The following is an 18,009-nucleotide window of genomic DNA, read 5'->3' on the forward strand; positions in this document are numbered from 1 at the left end:
GATCATGTGACGTCATCCGACCTGACCGTGAAGGCCCTGATCGCCGACCCCTACGCGGGCTACGCCGCCCTGCGCGCCGCCGCCCCCGTCCACCGGGTCGTCGGACCGGACGGACTGCCCGTGTGGCTGGTGACCCGCTACGCGGACGTCCGCCAGGCCCTCGCCGACCCGCGGCTGTCCCTCGACAAGGCCCATGCGGCGCCCGGCAACTACCGCGGCTTCAGGCTGCCGCCGGCCCTCGATGCCAACCTGCTCACCATGGACCCGCCCGACCACACCCGCATCCGCCGGCTGGTCACCAAGGCGTTCACCCCGGGCCGGACCGCCGCCCTGCGCGGCCCGATCGAGCGGGTCGCCGAGCAGCTGCTCGACGCGATGGCCCCGCTCGGCCGCGCCGACCTGCTCGCCGCCTACGCCGCGCCGCTGCCCATCACGGTCATCTGCGACCTGCTCGGCGTCCCCGAGGACGACCGGCACGACTTCCGCGCCTGGACCGACGCCCTCATCACCCCCGACCCCGAGCGCCCGCAGGACGCCAAGGCCGCCGTCGGCGCGATGCTCGCCTTCTTCACCGGCCTCATCGGGCGCAAGCGCACCGCCCCCGGCGACGACCTCCTCTCCGACCTCATCGCGGTCCGCGACGCCGAGGACCGGCTCAGCGAGGACGAACTCACCTCGCTCGCCTTCCTGATCCTCTTCGCCGGCTACGAGAACACCGTCCACCTCATCGCCAACGCCGTCCTCGCCCTGCTCACCCACCCCGAGCAGCTCGCCGCCCTGCGGGCCGAACCGGCCCTGGTCGAGGGCGCGTTCGACGAGTTCGCCCGCTTCGACGGCCCGGCCCCGCTGTCCATCCGACGCTTCCCGCGCGAGGACGTCACCATCGGCGGCGTCACCGTCCCGGCCGGCGAGACCGTCCTGCTCGCCATAGCGTCCGCCAACCGCGACCCCGACCAGTTCGCGGACCCGGACCGGCTCGACCTGCGCCGCCGCGAGAGCGGCCACCTCTCCCTCGGCCACGGCATCCACTACTGCCTCGGCGCGCCGCTCGCCCGCATGGAGACCGAGATCGCGCTCGGCGCGCTGCTGCGCCGCTTCCCCGACCTGGCCCTCGACGTGCCCGTCGAGCAGCTGCGCCACCGGCCCGCGCTGCGCGCCCGCGGCCTGCTGGAGCTGCCCGTCCGGTACTGACCTGTCGGCGGGAACCGGCACGGGCTCTACAGCGTTGTCGAGGTCGGCAGTGCAAAAAGCAAGGGTGTGGAGGAGAGGAAGCGCCATGGGTGTGGCCCTGACGAAGGGCGGCAACGTCTCGCTGGGCAAGCAGGCCCCCGGGCTCGGGGCCGTGCGGGTGGGCCTCGGCTGGACGGCGGGCCCCGGATACGACCTGGACGCCAGCGCGCTGCTGTGCGGGCGCTCCGGGCAGGTCGTCTCGGACGGGCACTTCGTCTTCTTCAACAACCTGCGCAGCCCGGACGGCTCGGTCCGCCACCACGGCAGTGACCTGGGTGCCGGCGGGGACCGCGAGCGGATCGACGTCTCGCTCACCGACGTGTCCGCCGACGTCGAGCGGATCGTCTTCGCCGTCGCCATCTACGACGCGGCGCAGCGCCGGCAGTCCTTCGGTCAGGTGAGCGGCGCGTACATCCGGATCACCGACGCCGACGGGGCCACCGAGGTGGTGCGCTACGACGTCGCCGCCGAGGCGGGCAGCGAGACGGCGATGGTGTTCGGCGAGCTCTACCGCAACGGCGCGGACTGGAAGTTCCGGGCCGTGGGGCAGGGCTACGCGACCGGGCTGGCGGGCATCGCGACCGACTTCGGCGTCGCGCTGCTCCAGCCGGCCGCCCCGGCGGCGCCTGCGGCCCCGCCGGCCGTCCCCTCTGTCCCTCAGGCAGCAACGGTCCAGCAAGCAACAGGGAGTTCCGCAGTGACGTGCTTCTTCGACCCCTCGCACGGCGTCGGCTCGACCGCGGTGCAGTGGTCGCCGCAGTGGGGCGTGCCGCGCCCGATCCAGGCGTGCGCCGCCTGTGCTCAGCGCGTGCAGACCACCCCGCCGCCGTTCTACACCCCGCAGCAGGGGTACCCGCAGCCGGTCCAGCAGGGGTACCCCCAGGGCTACCAGCAGGGGTACCCGCAGGTCCCCGGCCAGGGCCACCCGGAGCAGCAGGGCGGCCGCCGCTTCGGCACCGGCGCCCTGCTGGGTGCCGGTGCCGCGGGCCTGGTCGGCGGCGCGCTGCTCAACGAGGCGCTGAGCGACGACGAGCCCCAGGTCGTCGTCAACAACTACTACGAGGGCGACGACGACAGCTTCTTCTAGGCCGTCCCGCGGCGGGTGGCGGTCCTGGTCAGTCGACGACGACCGCCATCCGGCCGTAGGTCGCGTAGCCGTTCTCGAAGTCCGTCTCCGAGACGGTCGTCCGGCCGCGCGCGGGGTCGTTGACCGACACCGTGCCGTCGCCGAACCCCGTGACGACGACGGCGTGTTCGGCCGGTCCCGCGTAGAGGACCTTGACGCCGTCGTACGCCGTGTAGGTGGTCGACCTGAGGTGGCGCCACAGGTAGTCCACCCACACGATCGCCGGGCGGCCGGCGGCCAGGCTGTCCTTCAGGGTCTGGACCGAGATGCCCGAGCCCGAATGGGCCACGGAGAGCCCGAAGGCGCGGGCGGCCTTCGCCACCGGCGGGGCGTACACGCCGAAGCCGGTGCCGTCCACCTCCGAGCCGTCCGGGTCGCCGACGAAGGCCTCGTACGGGTCACCGGAGAGTGGGCCGGAGTGCCCGAACTCGGGGTGGTCCCAGTCGACGCCGATCCGGTCCAGGACGTCCTGGTCGCTCGCCGTCACGCCGCGCGAGGCCAGGACCATGCGCAGGGCCGCCGCCTCGCAGTCGTTGGCGAGTGCCTGGTGGTAGTACGGCACCGACGCCGCCTCGATGCCGCCGACGCCCCCGCCGCCGACGCCCCCGCCGACGCCGCCGCCGGCCGTCGCGGTCCCGGTGCCGGCCGCCAGGGTCGCGCCGACGAGGGCGGCGACGCAGGCCGCGCGTGCTTTCGCAATGATCGTCATGGCCATGACGCTACGAAGGACGGCTACGGAGCGCAGCCGGTGCGCCCCGAACCGGTGACGCGGCGTCCGTTCGGTCGTACCGTGGCCGGATGAACACGAACGCGTCCTCGCGGTACGACGCCGTGATCGTCGGCGGCGGGCACAACGGACTGGTGGCGGCGACGTACCTCGCGCGGGCCGGGCGGCGGGTGCTGGTGCTCGAACGGCTGCCGCGGGTGGGCGGGGCGGCGGTGTCGGCCGAGGCCTTCCCGGGGATCGACGCGCGGCTGTCGCGCTACTCGTACCTCGTGAGCCTGCTCCCGCGCGCGATCGTGCGCGAGCTCGGCCTGCGGCTGGAGCTGCGGCGCCGCCGGATCTCCTCGTACACGCCGGTGGTGCGGGACGGGAAGCCGACCGGCCTGCTCGTCGACGCGGCCGACCCGGACCGCACGCGCGAGTCCTTCCGGGCGCTGACCGGCGGCGAGCGCGAGTGGGAGGCCTGGCGCCGCTTCTACGGCACGACCGGGCGGATCGCCGAGCGCGTCTTCCCCACGCTCACCGAACCACTTCCCTCGCGCGCCGAGCTGCGTCGCCGGATCGGGGACGACGCCGCCTGGGAGGCGCTGTTCGAGCGGCCGCTGGGCGAGGCGATCGAGCGGACCTTCGCCGACGACCTCGTGCGCGGCGTCGTGCTGACGGACGCCCTGATCGGCACGTTCACCCACGCCCACGACCGCTCGCTGCGGCAGAACCGCTGCTTCCTCTACCACGTCATCGGCAACGGAACGGGCGACTGGGACGTCCCGGTCGGCGGCATGGGCGCGGTCACCGGCGCACTCACGGAGGCGGCGCTGGCGGCGGGTGCCGAGCTGCGCACCGGATGCGAGGTCACGGCGATCGCGACGGACGGCCACGGCGATGCCGAGGTGACCTACCGTCATAAAGACCGCGAAGCCGTAGTGGTGGGTGCCAAGGTACTGGTGAACGCGGCGCCGGCGACCCTGGCGCGGCTTCTCGGTGGCGAGCCTTCGGCTGAACTTCCGCCGGAAGGCGCGCAGTTGAAGGTCAACATGGTGTTGCGCCGACTTCCCGCCCTCCGCGACTCCGCCGTCGACCCGCGGGACGCCTTCTCCGGGACGTTCCACATCGCCGAAGGCTACCGGCAGTTGGAGGCGGCGTACGGCGAGGCGGCGTCGGGCCGGCTGCCCTCGGCGCCGCCGTCCGAGATCTACTGCCACACGCTCACCGACAGCTCGATCCTCGGCCCTGGCGCGATCGGGCAGGGCCTCCACACCCTGACCCTCTTCGGGCTCCACACGCCCGCACGGCTGTTCGCGGACCCGTCGACGTACGAGGACGTCAAGGCCCGTGCGCTGGCGGCGAGTCTGGCGCAGCTGGACGAGGTGCTCGCCGAGCCGATCGCCGACTGCCTGGCGACGGATGCCGACGGGCGGCCCTGCGTGGAGGCGAAGACGCCGCTGGACCTGGAGCGCGAGCTCGGCCTGCCGGGCGGTCACATCTTCCACCGCGACCTGTCCTTCCCGTACGCGGAAGGGGATCCGGCCGGCGCCGCCGAACGCTGGGGCGTGGCGACGGCCCACCCGAACGTGCTGCTGTGCGGCGCGGGGGCGGTACGCGGTGGGGGAGTCAGCGGCATCTCCGGCCACAACGCGGCGATGGCGGTCCTGGAGGAAGCGGCCCGGTGACCCTGGTGTTCCTGGCCCCTTCGGCCGCACAACGCCCCTGCGCTGTGCGGCCGTTCGCGGTTCAGCGGCAGTACGCCCCGGCCCGGGCCGCCGCCTCGGCGGCTGCTGCGGCGCGGTCGGCGGCGGCCTCGTCCAGCGGGTCGGCCGTCGTGAGCATCCGGTAGTAGAGCGGGGCCGAGACGGCCCGCACGACCTCCGCCGGGTCGGTGCCGGCGGGCAGTTCGCCGCGCTCGACGGCCTCGGTGACGCACGGCGCCCACTCGGCGACCCGCACCTCGTAGAAGCGCCGGAGCGCCTCCGCCGCGCCCGCGTCGCCGTTCGCCGCGACGATCACCGCGCGGAACAGCGCGCCCTGGCGCGGGTCGGCGAGGGTGCGCTGGACCAGCCGGGCGTTGGCGCGCAGGTCCTCGGCGAGCGAGCCGCTGCGGGTGCGCGGCAGCGACTGCTCGGCCATGTCTGCGAGCAGGTCGGCGACCAGGGCGCTGGTGCCGCCCCAGCGCCGGTAGACGGTGGTGCGCCCGACCTCGGCGCGCTGGGCGATGTCGCCGAGGTCGAGGCCGGCGAAGCCGTGCTCGACGAGCGCGTCCTCCGCGGCGCGCAGGACGGCGGCGCGCACGCGCGCGGTGCGGCCGCCGGGGCGGACGGTGCCCGGGACGGGCTGGCTCTCGTCGACCATTAACGGGATTCCTGTTCCATTAGCTCGTCGGACTCTGCTACGGTCGAGGCATCTTAACGGAACGAACGTCCCGTTAGTCGCCTCCTGGGGGAGCAATCACCATGGAATACCGTCAGCTCGGCGCGTCCGGCCTCAAGGTCCCCGCGCTCAGCCTCGGCACCGGCACCTTCGGCGGGCGGGGCCCGCTCTTCGGCGCCTGGGGCACCACCGGCGACCAGGAGGCCCGCCGCCTCCTCGACATCGCCATCGACGCCGGCGTGACGATGTTCGACACCGCCGACGTCTACTCCGACGGCGCCTCCGAGGAGGTGCTCGGCAAGGCCGTCCACGGCCGCCGCGACCGGGTCCTCATCTCCACCAAGGCCGGCCTGCCCACCGGTGAGGGCCCCAACGACGCCGGCACCTCCCGGGCCCGCCTCACCAAGGCCGTCGACGACGCCCTGCGCCGCCTCGGCACCGACTACATCGACCTCTTCCAGCTCCACGCCTTCGACGCCGCGACCCCCGTCGAGGAGGTCCTGGCCACCTTCGACGACCTCGTCCGCGCCGGCAAGGTCCGCTACACCGGCGTGTCCAACTTCTCCGGCTGGCAGCTCATGAAGTCCCTCGCCGCCGCCGACCGCCAAGGCCGCCCCCGCTACGCCGCCCACCAGGTCTACTACTCGCTCGTCGGCCGCGACTACGAGTGGGAGCTGATGCCGCTGGCCGCCGACCAGGGCGTCGGCGCCCTCGTCTGGAGCCCGCTCGGCTGGGGCCGCCTCACCGGCAGGATCCGCCGCGGCACGCCCGTCCCGGCCGGCAGCCGTCTCCACGACACCGCCGACTACGGCCCCCCGGTCGAGGACGACCACCTCCACCGCGTCGTCGACGCCCTCGACGAGATCGCCGAGGAGACCGGCCGCACCGTCCCCCAGGTGGCGATCAACTGGCTCCTGCGCCGCCCGACCGTCTCCTCCGTCATCATCGGCGCCCGCAACGAGGACCAGCTCCGCCAGAACCTCGGCGCCGTCGGCTGGTCCCTCACCCCCGACCAGATCACCCGCCTCGACGCCGCCAGCCACCGCACCGCCCCCTACCCCTACTTCCCCTACCGCCGCCAGGAGGCCTTCGCCCGCCTCAACCCGCCCATGACCGGCTGACGGACAGTGCGGAGCGATCCCGTCTCCGCCGGTCGTGACGGTCCTCCGAACCAGGGCGGACCCGCCCCTCGCCGGATAATGGGCTTGCCGTACCGGTGCCCGGTGCGGCAAGGTCCGCACCATGCTTGAACTGCGAATCCTCTCCTCCGACGACTGGCCCGTCTTCCGCGAGCTGCGCCTCGCCGCGCTCGCCGAGGCGCCGTACGCCTTCGGCTCCACCCTGGCCGACTGGCAGGGCCCCGGCGACCACGAGGACCGCTGGCGCTCGCGCCTGGAGATCCCCGGCGCGCTCGACCTGGTCGCCGTCCTGGACGGCACGCCCGTCGCCATGGCCAGCGGCGTCCCCGCCGACGAGGACCCGACGGCCGCCGAGCTCATCTCGATGTGGGTCGCCCCGCAGGCCCGCGGCCGGGGCGCCGGCGACCTCCTGATCACCGAGATCGCCAAGTGGGCCGCCGCCCAGGGCTGCTCCACCCTGAAGCTCGCCGTCACGCCCCACAACGACGCCGCGATCGCCCTCTACCGCCGCCACGCCTTCGCCGACACCGACGAGCTCGGCGACCTCCTCGACGACGGCACCGGCCGCGAACTCGTCCTGGCCAAGCCGCTGGTGTAGGGGCCTCGCCGCCTACTCCGCCGGCACCGTCGCCGGGGCCTTCGGGCGGGCGTGGGTCGGGAGGCCGTTGGTGAGGTCCTCGACGAGGAGGCGCCAGGCGATGGCGTCGGCGGCGGTGCGCAGTCGGGGGCTGCGGGGGCGGCCGGCGTCGGCGTCGAGGCGGGCGTTGAGCCAGTCGGACCAGGCGCGGGCCAGGGCGGTGATCTGCCGGCGGCCGGCCTCGGTGGGGATCAGCTGGTCGCCGTCGCGGGTGAGGTAGCCCTCGTCGGTCATGCGGTCGAAGACCGGTTCCAGGACCTCGGGCGGGACGCGCTTGCGCGCGGCGATGAGGTCGAGGGAGGCCCGGCCGACGGCCTTGGTGTGGCCGGCGACCTCCATGAGGGCCCACGCGCCGGCGAGGTCGACGCGGGTGTCGGCGGTGGAGACGATCGAGCGGACGGCGTCGAGGTCGACCCCGCGCACGATCTTGCAGACCGAGTACTCCAGGTGCGGGTCGGCGTCGCTGGTGGTCGGCTGGGCGAAGGCCTCGCCGAGGTCGGTGGAGCCGGCCCGCGCGGTGTCGCGCAGTTTGACCTGCTTGAGGAACAGCGCGACGACGAAGCCGACCACCGCGACCGGGATGGTCCACAGGTAGACGGTGTGCAGGGCGTCGGAGTACGCCTGGACGATCGGCGCGGCCTGGTCGGCGGGCAGCGCGTGCAGGCCCTGCGGGCTCTCGGCGGCCTTGCCGAGCACGGCCGGGCTCGCGCCGGTGAGGCGGGCGGAGGAGGCGATGCCGTCGGCGAGTTCGGTCTTCAGGCTGTTGGCGTAGATGGTGCCGAAGACGGCGGTGCCGAAGGAGCTGCCGATGGTGCGGAAGAACGTGACGCCGGAGGTGGCGGTGCCGAGGTCCGCGTAGTCGACGGTGTTCTGCACCGCGATGGTGAGCACCTGCATGCTCAGCCCGATGCCGACGCCGAGGACGAACATGTACAGCGAGGCGAGTGCGGTGCCCGTCCCGGGTTTGAGCAGCGAGAGCAGGTAGAGGCCGAGGGCCATCACGAGGGTGCCGGCGATGGGGAACAGCCGGTACTGGCCGGTCTTGCTGACGACGTTGCCGCTGGCGATGGAGGCGAGCAGCAGGCCGATGACCATCGGGAGCATGCGGACGCCGGAGACGGTGGCGGAGTCGCCGTCCACGTACTGGAGGAAGGTCGGCAGGAAGGTCAGCGCGCCGAGCATGGCGAAGCCGACGATGAAGCTGAGCACCGAGCAGACCGCGAACACCGGGTTGCGGAACAGCCGCATGGGCAGCATGGGTTGGGCCGCGCGCGTCTCGACCACGCAGAACAGGCCGAGCGCCACGGCGCCGCCCGCGAACAGGCCGATGATCGTCGCCGAGCCCCACGCGTACTGGTTGCCGCCCCAACTGGTGGCCAGGATCAGGGCGCCGGCCCCGACCGCGACCAGCGCGATCCCCAGGTAGTCGATGACCGGCCGGACGGCGGCCCGCACCGAGGGGATCGTCCGGGCCGCCGCGACGACCACGAGGACGGCGATCGGCACGTTGACGTAGAACGCCCAGCGCCAGGACAGGTGGTCGGTGAACAGCCCGCCGAGCAGCGGGCCGATGACCGTCGCCACGCCGAACACCGCGCCGATCGCGCCCTGGTACTTGCCGCGCTCCCGCAGCGGGATGACGTCGGCGATCAGCGCCATCGCGGTGACCATCAGGCCGCCCGCGCCGATGCCCTGGAGGGCGCGCCAGGCGATCAGCAGCGTCATGTTCGTCGCCAGGCCGCAGAAGAACGAGCCGGTGATGAAGACGATCGCGGACACCTGGAAGAGCAGCTTGCGCCCGTACAGGTCGCCGAACTTGCCGGCCAGCACGGTGGCGACCGTCTCGGCGAGCAGGTAGGAGGTGACCACCCAGGACATGTGGGCGGCGCCGCCCAGGTCCGCGACGATGGTGGGCAGCGCGGTGCCGACGATCGTCTGGTCGAGGGCGGCCAGCAGCATGCCGAGCACGATCGTGGCGAAGACGACGTTCCGCTGCCGGACGTCCAGCACGGGCGGGGCGGACGGCGTGGTCTCGGTGTCGACGGTCATGCGCCCAGCCTCGCCGCGCCCGCGGGCCCGCCGCGCGGCGGTTCGGCCGTCCGGGTGAGCCGGGTGGCCCCCGCGGTCGGGCGGGGTGAGGATGAGGCCCCCAGGGCGATGCCGGGCGTCCGACGATGCCGGGCGTCCGGAGGTCCGGAGAAGGCTCCCCATGAACCCCGATCCCCCCAACAGCACCGCGCGCCCGCCGTCCCGGGGCGCCTCCGCCGTCGGCGGGCGGGCCGGGGCGCGGCGCTGGCGGGCGCTCGCGGTGTGCCTGGTGGCCGGGTTCATGACGCTGCTGGACGTCAGCATCGTGAACGTCGCCCTGCCGACCGTCCGCACCGGGCTGCACATGTCGGAGAGCGGCCTGCAGTGGGTGCTGAGCGGCTACGCGCTGGCCTTCGGGCTCGTGCTGGTCCCGGCCGGGCGGCTCGGGGACGCGCGCAGCCGGCGGGCGGTGTTCCTGACCGGGCTGGCGCTGTTCACGCTGGCCAGCGCGCTCGCGGGGGCGGCGCAGGACCAGACGTGGCTGGTGCTGGCCCGGCTGTTCCAGGGCGCGGCGGGCGGGGTGCTGGTGCCGCAGGTGTCCGGGTTCATCCAGACGCTGTTCCAGGGGGCCGAGCGGGGGCGGGCGTTCGGTGCGCTGGGGTCGACGATCGGGGTGTCGACGGCGGTCGGCCCGCTGCTGGGCGGGCTGCTGATCCACCTGTTCGGGCCGCAGGACGGCTGGCGGTGGGTGTTCCTGGTCAACCTGCCGATCGGGATCGCGGCGCTGCCGGTCGCCTACCACCTGCTGCCGCCGCCCCCGCCGGCGGGTGAGCGGGCGGGGCACCGGGACTTCGACCCGGTCGGGGTGGTGCTGCTCGGCGGCGGGACGGTGGCGCTGCTGCTGCCGTTCGTCCAGGAGCAGCAGTGGCACAGCCCGGCGCGGTGGCTGCTGCTGCCGGTGGCGGTGCTGCTGCTGGGGGCGTTCGTCGGGTGGGAGCGGCACTACGCGCGGCGGCGGGAGCCGCTCGTGAACATGGAGCTGTTCGCGGTGCGCCCGTACGCGGCGGGGGTGGCGCTGTCGCTGGTGTACTTCGCGGGGTTCACGGCGATCTTCTTCATCTTCACGCTGTACCTCCAGGCGGGGCTGCACTACTCGGCGCTGGCGGCGGGTCTGTCGATCACGCCGTTCGCGGTGGGTTCGGCCGTCTCGGCCGCGCTCGGCGGGCGGGTGGTGACCCGGCTGGGGCGGCGGCTGGTGGTGTTCGGGCTGGTGCTGGTGCTCGTCGGGCTCGGGGCGTCGATCCTGGCGGTCCGGCTGGGGCCCGGGACGTGGGCGGGCTGGGCGACGGCGCTGCCGCTCCTGGTGGCGGGGACGGGCAGCGGGCTGGTGATCTCGCCGAACCAGACGCTGACGCTCTCGCAGGTCCCGCTCGCCCGGGCCGGCAGTGCGGGCGGGGTGCTGCAGACCGCGCAGCGCGTCGGTTCGGCGGTGGGGATCGCGATCGTCGGCTCGGTCTTCTTCGCCCACGCCCGCGGGAGGAACCCGGACTGGGCGGTCGCCTTCGAGCTGGGGGCGACGGTCGCGGCGGGCCTGGTCCTGGCGGCGCTGGTGGTCGCGGCGGCGGACCTGGCGGCCGGGCGCACCAGGTGACGCGGGGCCCGCACCCCCGTGGCGGGCCCCGCTCGTCGTTCGGTGCGCTCGTCGTTCGCCCGCCATTCGGCGCGCCCGTCAGTGGTCCCGGCGCCGGATCGTGAGCGCGGCGATCGCGACCGCCGCGACGGACCACACCGCGAACGTGATCCAGCCGCTCGCGACCGTGGCCGGGTACGGCGACACCCGCTGGTTCGTCAGGTCCACCTGGGCCAACCGGCGCCACGCGGTGAACGGCAGGGCGTGCGCGACGTCGGCGGACCAGTGGTAGGTGTCGGTGAAGAACGACGGCACGAAGAACAGCACCAGGATCGTGCTCACGACGCTCGCCGCCGTGTGCCGGATCAGCACGCCCAGGCACAGTCCGACGAGCGCGCAGACCGGCGCGAACAGCGCGGCCGCCGCGACGAACCGGAACGCGCCCGGGTCGGTGATCGGCAGCCCGATGCCCCGGCCGCCGATGATCGCCTGTGCCACGCCGAAGGCGGTGCCCGAGACCGCGGCGCCCCAGCCGAGCATCACGCCCGTCAGCACGGCCGCCTTGGCGAGCAGCAGCGCCCGCCGGTCGGGGACGGCCGCGAGACTCGCCCGGATGAGGCCGCTGGCGTACTCGCAGACGACGACGAACGCGCCGAGCCCGCCTCCCACCAGCATGACGACGTCGGCGCCGACGGCGCTGAACGCCGAGTCGAGCGCGGCCTGGTGGTAGCCGGCCGTCGGGCCGGGCTCGAAGTGGTCGTACGTGTAGGTGGCGTTCTTGACGGCGGCGAGGACGACCACGGCGGCGCCGAGCAGCAGGACCCACGGGGTCGAGCGCAGCGACCAGAACTTGATCCACTCGGCGGCGAGGAGGTCGCGGAAGCGGGCGCGGCCCGGCGCGGTGGTGGTGGCGGTCATGGCGAGGGTGCTCAACGGGACTCTCCGGCGAGGTATTCGACGCTGTCGGCGGTCAGTTCCATGAACGCCTCCTCCAGGGAGGCGCCGCGGGTGGTGAGGGCGTGCAGCAAGAGGCGGTTTTCCAGGGCGAGTTCGCCGATCCGCGGGGCGGAGAGGCCGGTGACGGCGAGGGCGCCCTCCGGGGCCGGCCGGACGGTGGCGCCGGCGGCCGTCAACACCCCGGCCAGCCGGGTGGGTTCGGCCGCGACGACGGTCACGCTCGACCGGCCGGCCCTCGCGGAGAACTCCGTCAGGCCCTCGTCGGCGATCAGCCGGCCCCGGCCGATCACGACCAGCCGGTCGGCGGTGTGCTCCATCTCGCTCATCAGGTGGCTGGAGACGAAGACCGTCCGCCCCTCGGCCGCCAGGCGGCGGAACAGCCCGCGCACCCACAGGACGCCCTCCGGGTCGAGGCCGTTGAGCGGCTCGTCGAAGAGGAGCACCGGCGGGTCGCCGAGCAGGGCACCCGCGATGCCGAGCCGCTGGCGCATGCCGAGCGAGTACCCGCCGATCCGGCGGCGCGCGGCACCCGCCAGGCCGACCTCGGCGAGCAGCTCGTCGACCCGCCCGAGCGGGATCGCGTTGCTGCGCGCCAGCGCCCGCAGGTGGGCGCGGCCGGTGCGGCCGCCGTGGACGTCGGCGGCGTCGAGCAGTGCGCCGACGTGGCGCAGGCCGCGCTTGAGGTCGCGGAAGGAGCGTCCGTCGACGGTCGCGGTGCCGGAGGTCGGCTCGTTCAGGCCGAGGACCATCCGCAGGGTGGTGGACTTCCCGGCGCCGTTGGGGCCGAGGAAGCCGGTGACGTGGCCGGGGCGGACGGTGAAGGTGAGGCCGTCCACGGCGGTCCGGCGGCCGTAGCGCTTGGTCAGCTCGGTGACTTCGATCATGGGCAATACGGTGCCGGAGCGGACCGGACCGCCGCATCGGACCGGCGCTGACACCGTGCGGCCCCGGCCGTCATCCCCGGTCGTACAACCACGGTTTGATGACCCGCCGACGATCCGTCGATACGATCACCACCATGATCACGACGCCGACCCCGCCGCTGTTCCGGCGCGTCCCGCCCGAGGCCTGGGTGGGACTCGCCTGGTGCGCGGCCGCCGCCTACCCCGCCGTCGTGCTCGGCGGCACCGCCCGGCAGCACAGCGGCGCCGCCGCGCACGGCGGCCTGGCGTTCACCCTGCTCGACACCGCCGTCGCCTTCGCCGGCGCCGCCCTCGTGCGCCGTCTGCCGGTGCTCTCCGTGGCACTGCTGCTGATCGCCACCTGGACGGAGACGGACGGCTGGGCCGCCAACACCCAGGTGCCCCCGGCCTCGCTGCTCGCCGTCGACGCCGCCCTCTGCCTGATCACCGCCACCGCGCCGCGCCGCTCCTCCCGGAGCGCGTTCGCCCTGGTCATGACGTTCCTCGTGCTGCACATGGGGCTCGTGCACGGCAACACCGTCGGCATCTTCACCGGCACCCACATCGGATCCGCCGACGGAGCCGCGCTGCTCGCCCTCGTCGCCTGGCTGGCCGGGCGCTCGGTGCGGCAGAACCGCGAGCACGCCGAGGCGCTGAGCACCCGGGCGGCCGCGGCGGCCGTCACCGACGAACGCCTGCGGATCGCCCGCGAGATGCACGACACCGTCGCCCACAGCATCGGCATCATCGCCCTCCAGGCCGGCGCCGCCCGCCGGGTCATCGACACCCGGCCGGAGCGGGCCAAGGAGGCGCTCGGCGCGATCGAGACCGCCGGACGGGAGACGCTCGCCGGGCTGCGCCGGATGCTCGTCGCGCTGCGCCAGGCCGAGGGGGAGGCCTCGGCCACTGTGCCGCAGGGCCTGGCCGACCTCGACCGGCTGGCCGCCGCGACCACCGCCGCGGGTGTCGCGGTGGAGGTCCGGCGGCTCGGTGAACAGGCCGGGCTCCCGGACGAGTTGGACCTCGCGGTGTTCCGTGTCATCCAGGAGTCCGTCACCAACGTGGTGCGCCACGCGGGCGCGAGCGCCTGCCGGGTGTCCGTCGACCGCACGAAGGAGGGCGAGGTGTCCGTCGAGATCACCGACCGGGGCCGGGGCCACGGCACCGCCCCGGGCAGCGGCTTCGGCCTGGCCGGGCTGCGCGAGCGGGTCGCGCTGCTGGACGGCGAGTTCAGCGCCGGGCCGCGCCCCGGGGGCGGGTTCCGGGTCGCGGCCCGGCTGCCCCTGCGGGCGGAGGCGGGCCGGTGAGCGGGTCGGTGAGCGGGACCGCGAGCGGGCCGGTGGAACAGCGGGTGGTCCGCGTCGTGCTGGCCGACGACCAGCCGCTGGTGCGCGCCGCGCTGGAGATGGTGATCGCGGAGACGGACGACGTCGAGGTGGTCGGCGAGGCCGGCACCGGCGCCGACGCCGTCCGGCTGGCCGCCGAACTGCGGCCGGACGTCGTCGTGATGGACATCCGGATGCCCGGCACGGACGGCATCGAGGCCACCCGCCTGGTCACCGCCGCCGGCGGGCCGACCCGGGTCGTCGTACTCACCACGTTCGACGACGACGACCACGTGTACGCGGCGCTGCGGGCCGGGGCGTCCGGGTTCCTGGTCAAGGACATGGCGCTGGACGACATCCTCGCCGCCGTGCGGGTGGTCGCGGCGGGGGAGGCGCTCATCGCGCCGAGCGTCACCCGCCGCCTGATCTCCACCTTCGCGGGGCAGGCCCCGGCACCGGCCTCCGCGTCGGCGTCGGAGCACCCGCGCCTCGCCGCGATCACCGGGCGCGAGCGCGAGATCCTCACCCTCGTCGGGCGGGGCCTGTCCAACGGCGAGATCGCGACCGAGCTCGTGCTCAGCATCGCCACCGTCAAGACGTACATGACCCGGCTGCTCGCCAAGCTCGACGCCCGCGACCGCGTGCAGCTGGTGATCCTCGCCTACGAGGCGGGCCTGGTCTCCGCGACGGGGTCGTGAGGCCGCGCGCTCGGCGCTCGACCGCCACACCCGCGTCCATCGCGATGTCCCGGTCGCGGCCGGGTACGAGCGCGTTCTTCGTGGTGCGTCCGTCCGTGTCGCGTCCAGCGGGCCGCCGCGCGGGGCCGGCCCCGCGCGGCGGTCACGCGAACCGGTGCGTCGGTTACTGGGGCGCCGGGTCCGCGGTCGGTGCGACGGTGGCGCGCGAGCCGGACGGGCCCGCCGCGGCGGCGAGTTCGACCGCGGCGCCCGTCCAGGCCGCGCCGAAGGCCCAGGTGGCGAGCCATTCGCACAGGTAGACCGGGCGGATCGGCCAGTCCGTGCCGAGGTGGGTGAGCGCGGCGACGGCGGCCAGCAGGAGCAGCGCGGGGATCAGCACGCCGGCCGCCAGGTAGCCGCGGGCGACCCACGGCTTGCGCTCGTACCGCGGGTCGCGGAAGGAGTAGACGGAGAACAGCGCCAGGACGATGTACAGCAGCGCGGCGAGGACGAGGTGGACGGCCCCGATCGTGGCCTGGAACGCCGTCGGGTTCGGTGGCGAGGTCGGGCAGAGCGCGACACCGAGCGCGCACGCCCCGGCCGCCGTGCTCCAGCGGTCGTCCCGGCGGTCGAAGCGGTAGCAGACGAGGAACACCCCGAGGGCGCACAGGCTCCCGACGAAGACGTTCCGCGTGCTGGAGTAGTAGGCGCCGCTCATCGACGCGGGCCAGTAGCCGTTCGTGCTCAGGCCCCTGAGCTCGGCGAACAGCCAGTTGCCCAGCGGCAGGGCGATCGGCAGGAGGATGCCGATCAGCCCGACGCCGAGGCGCAGGAAGGTGACGGTCCGTTCGTCCTGGGAGCCGGACGGGTCGGTCGGGTCGGACGGATCGGGTGAGGGAGTTCTGACGGCACGCCAGTGGGGGATCATGGACGCCTCCTTGAGGCTCGGCGCTGCCTCTGTTGTACCCGCGCCGCCGCACGACCCCACACCACCGGAACGAGTGGTTTCCGCCGCGTGCGGCCCCGGCCCTACCCCCGGTAGCCGGTGCCCGGTCGGCGGGGCTCGAACTCGGCGCAGTGGAAGGTCTCCTGGGCGAAGCCGGTGCGGCGGTCCCAGAGGCGGAAGATGTCGGCCTTGCCGGTGACGCCGCGGTAGGCGTCCTTGGCGCCGCGGAAGCAGGCCATCGAGCCGATGAAGCCGGAACCGGCCGGGGAGTAGTCGGAGAACGCGCACGCGATGCAGGCCGCGAGGGCGGTGCCGGGCGGGAGCCGGCGCTGGAGGTCGAGGAGCGCGTCCTCCATGTCCTCCCAGGGCCCGCCGGAGGCGACGGTGCCGGCGTCGTCGGGCAGGTCGAGTTCGAGGGTCACGTGCAGGGCGTCGAGACTGCCGTCGGGGTTGGCGTCGCCGAGGACGAGCCGGGCGTGCAGGAGGCCGGGTCGCGGGTCCGGGCCGGGACCGGTGACCTGGAGCGGGGTGCGCCACTCGATCGTGCAGGAGCAGAGTTCGTCGAGCCGGGTCAGGTCGGGCGGCAGGGCGTCCTCGTCGAGCCGGCCGACGAGTTCGAGGGAGTCGAGGCTGTCGCCCTCGTACCGGTTGCCCCGCAGGAGCAGGGAGAAGGTCTGCCCGTCGTTGACCAGGACGGTGTCGGCACGGCCCCAGCGGTCGGTGACGACGGCGGGCAGGCGCAGCGGCGGCTCGTATCTCAACTCGCTCGGCATAGGGGAATTATGAGGCGCGGGGCGGGGCTCCAGCCATCGTTTCGAAGGACTTCGAAGGGCTGTGCAGGACTTCGGGGAACCACGACACGGCCTCCGCGCCCGGATCCTGGACGGAACGCCGCAGCCGGGACGGAACGCCGCAGCCCGGGACGGCACCCGTCCCGGGCTGCGGAAGGTGGCGGGGGAGCTCAGGCCGTCGTGGCCTTCGCCCGTTCGGCGAGGGAGTTGAGAAGCGCGGCGCCGCGTTCGGCGTCGTCGACGCTGACGGCGAACCGGTGGCCCTGGCGGCTCTCGACGACGAGGCAGTCGCCGCCGCGGAGCATCAGGGTGGTGCCGAGGCCGTTGACCCGGTAGCCCCAGCCGCCGGCCTGGGCGGCGGTGCGCCGCTCGGCGCGGGCCGCGCCGATGTCCGCGGGGGACCAGTGCCGCCGGGGCCAGCCGAACGGGCCGAAGCCGACGTCCAGGCCCTTCGTGGTGACCCGGGCCTGCACGGAGGAGCAGGCGAGGACGGTCAGCGCGAGGATCGCGAGCGTGGTGGTGAGCGGCCAGTGCCCGGGGGTCAGCCCGGTGGCGCCGGCCAGGGCGGTGCCGGCCGCGCCGAGGCCGAGGACGGCGGCGGCGAGCTGCATCCAGACGTTGGAGGTGCGGGACAGCCAGACCACCCGCTCCCCGGCCGGGAGCGTCATGACCGGGCCGCGCGGGCCGGTGGGGGCGGTGCCGGTGGCGGGCGTGCGGGTCGCGAGCCAGGTGACGAGGCCGGCGGCGCCCGTCGTCAGGACGATGAGGATCACCCAGGCGTCCATCGAGGCGGCGTCCTGCCAGCGTGCGCGGTCGAGGTTGGCGTGCACGATCGACGCCTGGGCGCCGCTCAGCAGCACCCCGCCGGCGGCCAGGATCGCCCCGGGCGCGCCCGGCGCCTGGCGGCCCCGGAAGCGGCGGACGACGGCGGCGAGGGCGACCAGGCCCAGCCAGATCACGGCGGGGAACAGCGCGGCGGCGGTGAGCGACATCGAGCCGTCCGGCCGACTGCCGCTCCAGTGGGTGGCCACCGGGTCCGGCAGCCGGTCGGCCGCCGCCAGCGGGAGTGCGACGAGCAGCCCGAGCACGCCGGCCGCGAAGGCCGCGGCCGCCCAGGGCCCTCCCCGGCGTGGCCCTCGCTCCGTCGCGGTGGGTACTACAGGCTCCGAGTCGTTCACGGCATCCCCCTGATCAGATCCACGAGATCGTTCCTGCTGTAGCCGGCCTGGGCCGCGTCCGCGATCAACTCGCGTACACGGTCGACCAGTTCGGCGCGCGATCCGGCGTCGGCGGCGATCGTGATGCCGCGGCCGCGGCGGAACTCCAGCACGCCCTCGTCGCGCAGGGCGCGCAGCCCGCGCAGGACGGTGTTGGTGTTGACACCGAGGGCCCGCGCGAGGTCCCGGGCGGGCGGCAGCTTGTCACCGGGGGCGCACTCGCCCTCGGCGACGGCCCGACGGATCGCGCCCGCCACCTGCTCGTGCAGGGGACGGGCGTCGCCGATGTCCAGCTTCAGCAACATGGTGCTACTGA

Annotated in this window: 17 protein-coding genes; 8 read left to right on the forward strand and 9 right to left on the reverse strand. The window is 74.5% G+C overall.

Features of this window, described 5'->3' with window-relative positions; all coding sequences use genetic code 11:
- The first annotated feature begins 6 nt into the window (after positions 1-6).
- Positions 7-1,191, forward strand: a complete 1,185-nt coding sequence (locus tag ACFVU9_RS15485; protein WP_380508114.1) for a cytochrome P450 — start codon at positions 7-9, stop codon at positions 1,189-1,191.
- 85 nt (positions 1,192-1,276) lie between these two features.
- Positions 1,277-2,317 carry a TerD family protein gene (locus ACFVU9_RS15490; RefSeq protein ID WP_380495289.1) on the forward strand — a complete coding sequence of 347 codons (1,041 nt, stop codon included), beginning with the start codon at positions 1,277-1,279 and terminating at the stop codon, positions 2,315-2,317.
- 28 nt (positions 2,318-2,345) lie between these two features.
- Here the strand turns inward: ACFVU9_RS15490 and ACFVU9_RS15495 are convergent, their stop codons facing one another.
- The gene (locus ACFVU9_RS15495) at positions 2,346-3,065 is read right to left on the reverse strand and encodes a C39 family peptidase (RefSeq protein ID WP_380442688.1); all 720 of its coding nucleotides are present in this window, start codon (positions 3,063-3,065) and stop codon (positions 2,346-2,348) included.
- 89 nt (positions 3,066-3,154) lie between these two features.
- On the opposite strand from ACFVU9_RS15495, the gene ACFVU9_RS15500 reads away from it, so the two are divergent.
- Positions 3,155-4,750, forward strand: coding sequence for a phytoene desaturase family protein (locus ACFVU9_RS15500; protein ID WP_387593652.1), 1,596 nt, complete (start codon positions 3,155-3,157; stop codon positions 4,748-4,750).
- Between the two features lie 61 nt (positions 4,751-4,811).
- Here the strand turns inward: ACFVU9_RS15500 and ACFVU9_RS15505 are convergent, their stop codons facing one another.
- On the reverse strand, positions 4,812-5,426 hold the full coding sequence (locus ACFVU9_RS15505; protein WP_380442685.1) for a TetR/AcrR family transcriptional regulator: 615 nt from the start codon (positions 5,424-5,426) through the stop codon (positions 4,812-4,814).
- A gap of 101 nt (positions 5,427-5,527) precedes the next feature.
- On the opposite strand from ACFVU9_RS15505, the gene ACFVU9_RS15510 reads away from it, so the two are divergent.
- Together ACFVU9_RS15510 and ACFVU9_RS15515 are read left to right on the forward strand one after the other, a co-directional pair.
- Positions 5,528-6,565, forward strand: coding sequence for an aldo/keto reductase (locus ACFVU9_RS15510; protein WP_387593654.1), 1,038 nt, complete (start codon positions 5,528-5,530; stop codon positions 6,563-6,565).
- Between the two features lie 121 nt (positions 6,566-6,686).
- Positions 6,687-7,181: a GNAT family N-acetyltransferase gene (locus ACFVU9_RS15515; RefSeq protein WP_380442681.1), complete on the forward strand. Its 495-nt coding sequence runs from the start codon at positions 6,687-6,689 to the stop codon at positions 7,179-7,181.
- A 12-nt stretch (positions 7,182-7,193) separates the two neighbouring features.
- Here the strand turns inward: ACFVU9_RS15515 and ACFVU9_RS15520 are convergent, their stop codons facing one another.
- The gene (locus ACFVU9_RS15520) at positions 7,194-9,269 is read right to left on the reverse strand and encodes an MDR family MFS transporter (protein WP_380442679.1); all 2,076 of its coding nucleotides are present in this window, start codon (positions 9,267-9,269) and stop codon (positions 7,194-7,196) included.
- A 160-nt stretch (positions 9,270-9,429) separates the two neighbouring features.
- Between ACFVU9_RS15520 and ACFVU9_RS15525 the strand changes: the two genes are divergently transcribed.
- The gene (locus ACFVU9_RS15525) at positions 9,430-10,899 is read left to right on the forward strand and encodes an MFS transporter (RefSeq protein WP_380442677.1); all 1,470 of its coding nucleotides are present in this window, start codon (positions 9,430-9,432) and stop codon (positions 10,897-10,899) included.
- Between the two features lie 78 nt (positions 10,900-10,977).
- Here ACFVU9_RS15525 and ACFVU9_RS15530 read toward each other — a convergent pair whose 3' ends face one another.
- Positions 10,978-11,811 carry an ABC transporter permease gene (locus tag ACFVU9_RS15530; RefSeq protein WP_380508132.1) on the reverse strand — a complete coding sequence of 278 codons (834 nt, stop codon included), beginning with the start codon at positions 11,809-11,811 and terminating at the stop codon, positions 10,978-10,980.
- Positions 11,808-12,719: an ATP-binding cassette domain-containing protein gene (locus ACFVU9_RS15535; protein ID WP_380442673.1), complete on the reverse strand. Its 912-nt coding sequence runs from the start codon at positions 12,717-12,719 to the stop codon at positions 11,808-11,810. The genes ACFVU9_RS15530 and ACFVU9_RS15535 overlap by 4 nt, the downstream gene beginning before the upstream one ends.
- A 134-nt stretch (positions 12,720-12,853) precedes the next feature.
- Here ACFVU9_RS15535 and ACFVU9_RS15540 point away from each other — a divergent pair, with 134 nt between their 5' ends.
- Positions 12,854-14,044 (forward strand): sensor histidine kinase, encoded by a 1,191-nt coding sequence (locus tag ACFVU9_RS15540; RefSeq protein WP_387593658.1) that lies wholly within the window; start codon positions 12,854-12,856, stop codon positions 14,042-14,044.
- A gap of 8 nt (positions 14,045-14,052) precedes the next feature.
- Positions 14,053-14,760 carry a response regulator gene (locus ACFVU9_RS15545; protein WP_387593660.1) on the forward strand — a complete coding sequence of 236 codons (708 nt, stop codon included), beginning with the start codon at positions 14,053-14,055 and terminating at the stop codon, positions 14,758-14,760.
- Between the two features lie 163 nt (positions 14,761-14,923).
- Here ACFVU9_RS15545 and ACFVU9_RS15550 read toward each other — a convergent pair whose 3' ends face one another.
- The 4 genes from ACFVU9_RS15550 to ACFVU9_RS15565 form a co-directional block, all read right to left on the reverse strand.
- Positions 14,924-15,667, reverse strand: a complete 744-nt coding sequence (locus ACFVU9_RS15550; protein ID WP_380508143.1) for a hypothetical protein — start codon at positions 15,665-15,667, stop codon at positions 14,924-14,926.
- Between the two features lie 101 nt (positions 15,668-15,768).
- Positions 15,769-16,458 carry a DUF6304 family protein gene (locus tag ACFVU9_RS15555; protein WP_380442665.1) on the reverse strand — a complete coding sequence of 230 codons (690 nt, stop codon included), beginning with the start codon at positions 16,456-16,458 and terminating at the stop codon, positions 15,769-15,771.
- Between the two features lie 188 nt (positions 16,459-16,646).
- The gene (locus tag ACFVU9_RS15560) at positions 16,647-17,654 is read right to left on the reverse strand and encodes a DUF1648 domain-containing protein (RefSeq protein ID WP_387593662.1); all 1,008 of its coding nucleotides are present in this window, start codon (positions 17,652-17,654) and stop codon (positions 16,647-16,649) included.
- Complete coding sequence (locus ACFVU9_RS15565) at positions 17,651-17,998, reverse strand: GntR family transcriptional regulator (protein WP_380442661.1); 348 nt, start codon at positions 17,996-17,998, stop codon at positions 17,651-17,653. Before ACFVU9_RS15565 ends, ACFVU9_RS15560 begins: the two co-directional genes overlap by 4 nt.
- Between the last annotated feature and the right edge of the window lie 11 nt (positions 17,999-18,009).

The organism is Kitasatospora sp. NPDC057936, assembly GCF_042887525.1.
In the GTDB taxonomy this organism is placed as follows: domain Bacteria; phylum Actinomycetota; class Actinomycetes; order Streptomycetales; family Streptomycetaceae; genus Kitasatospora.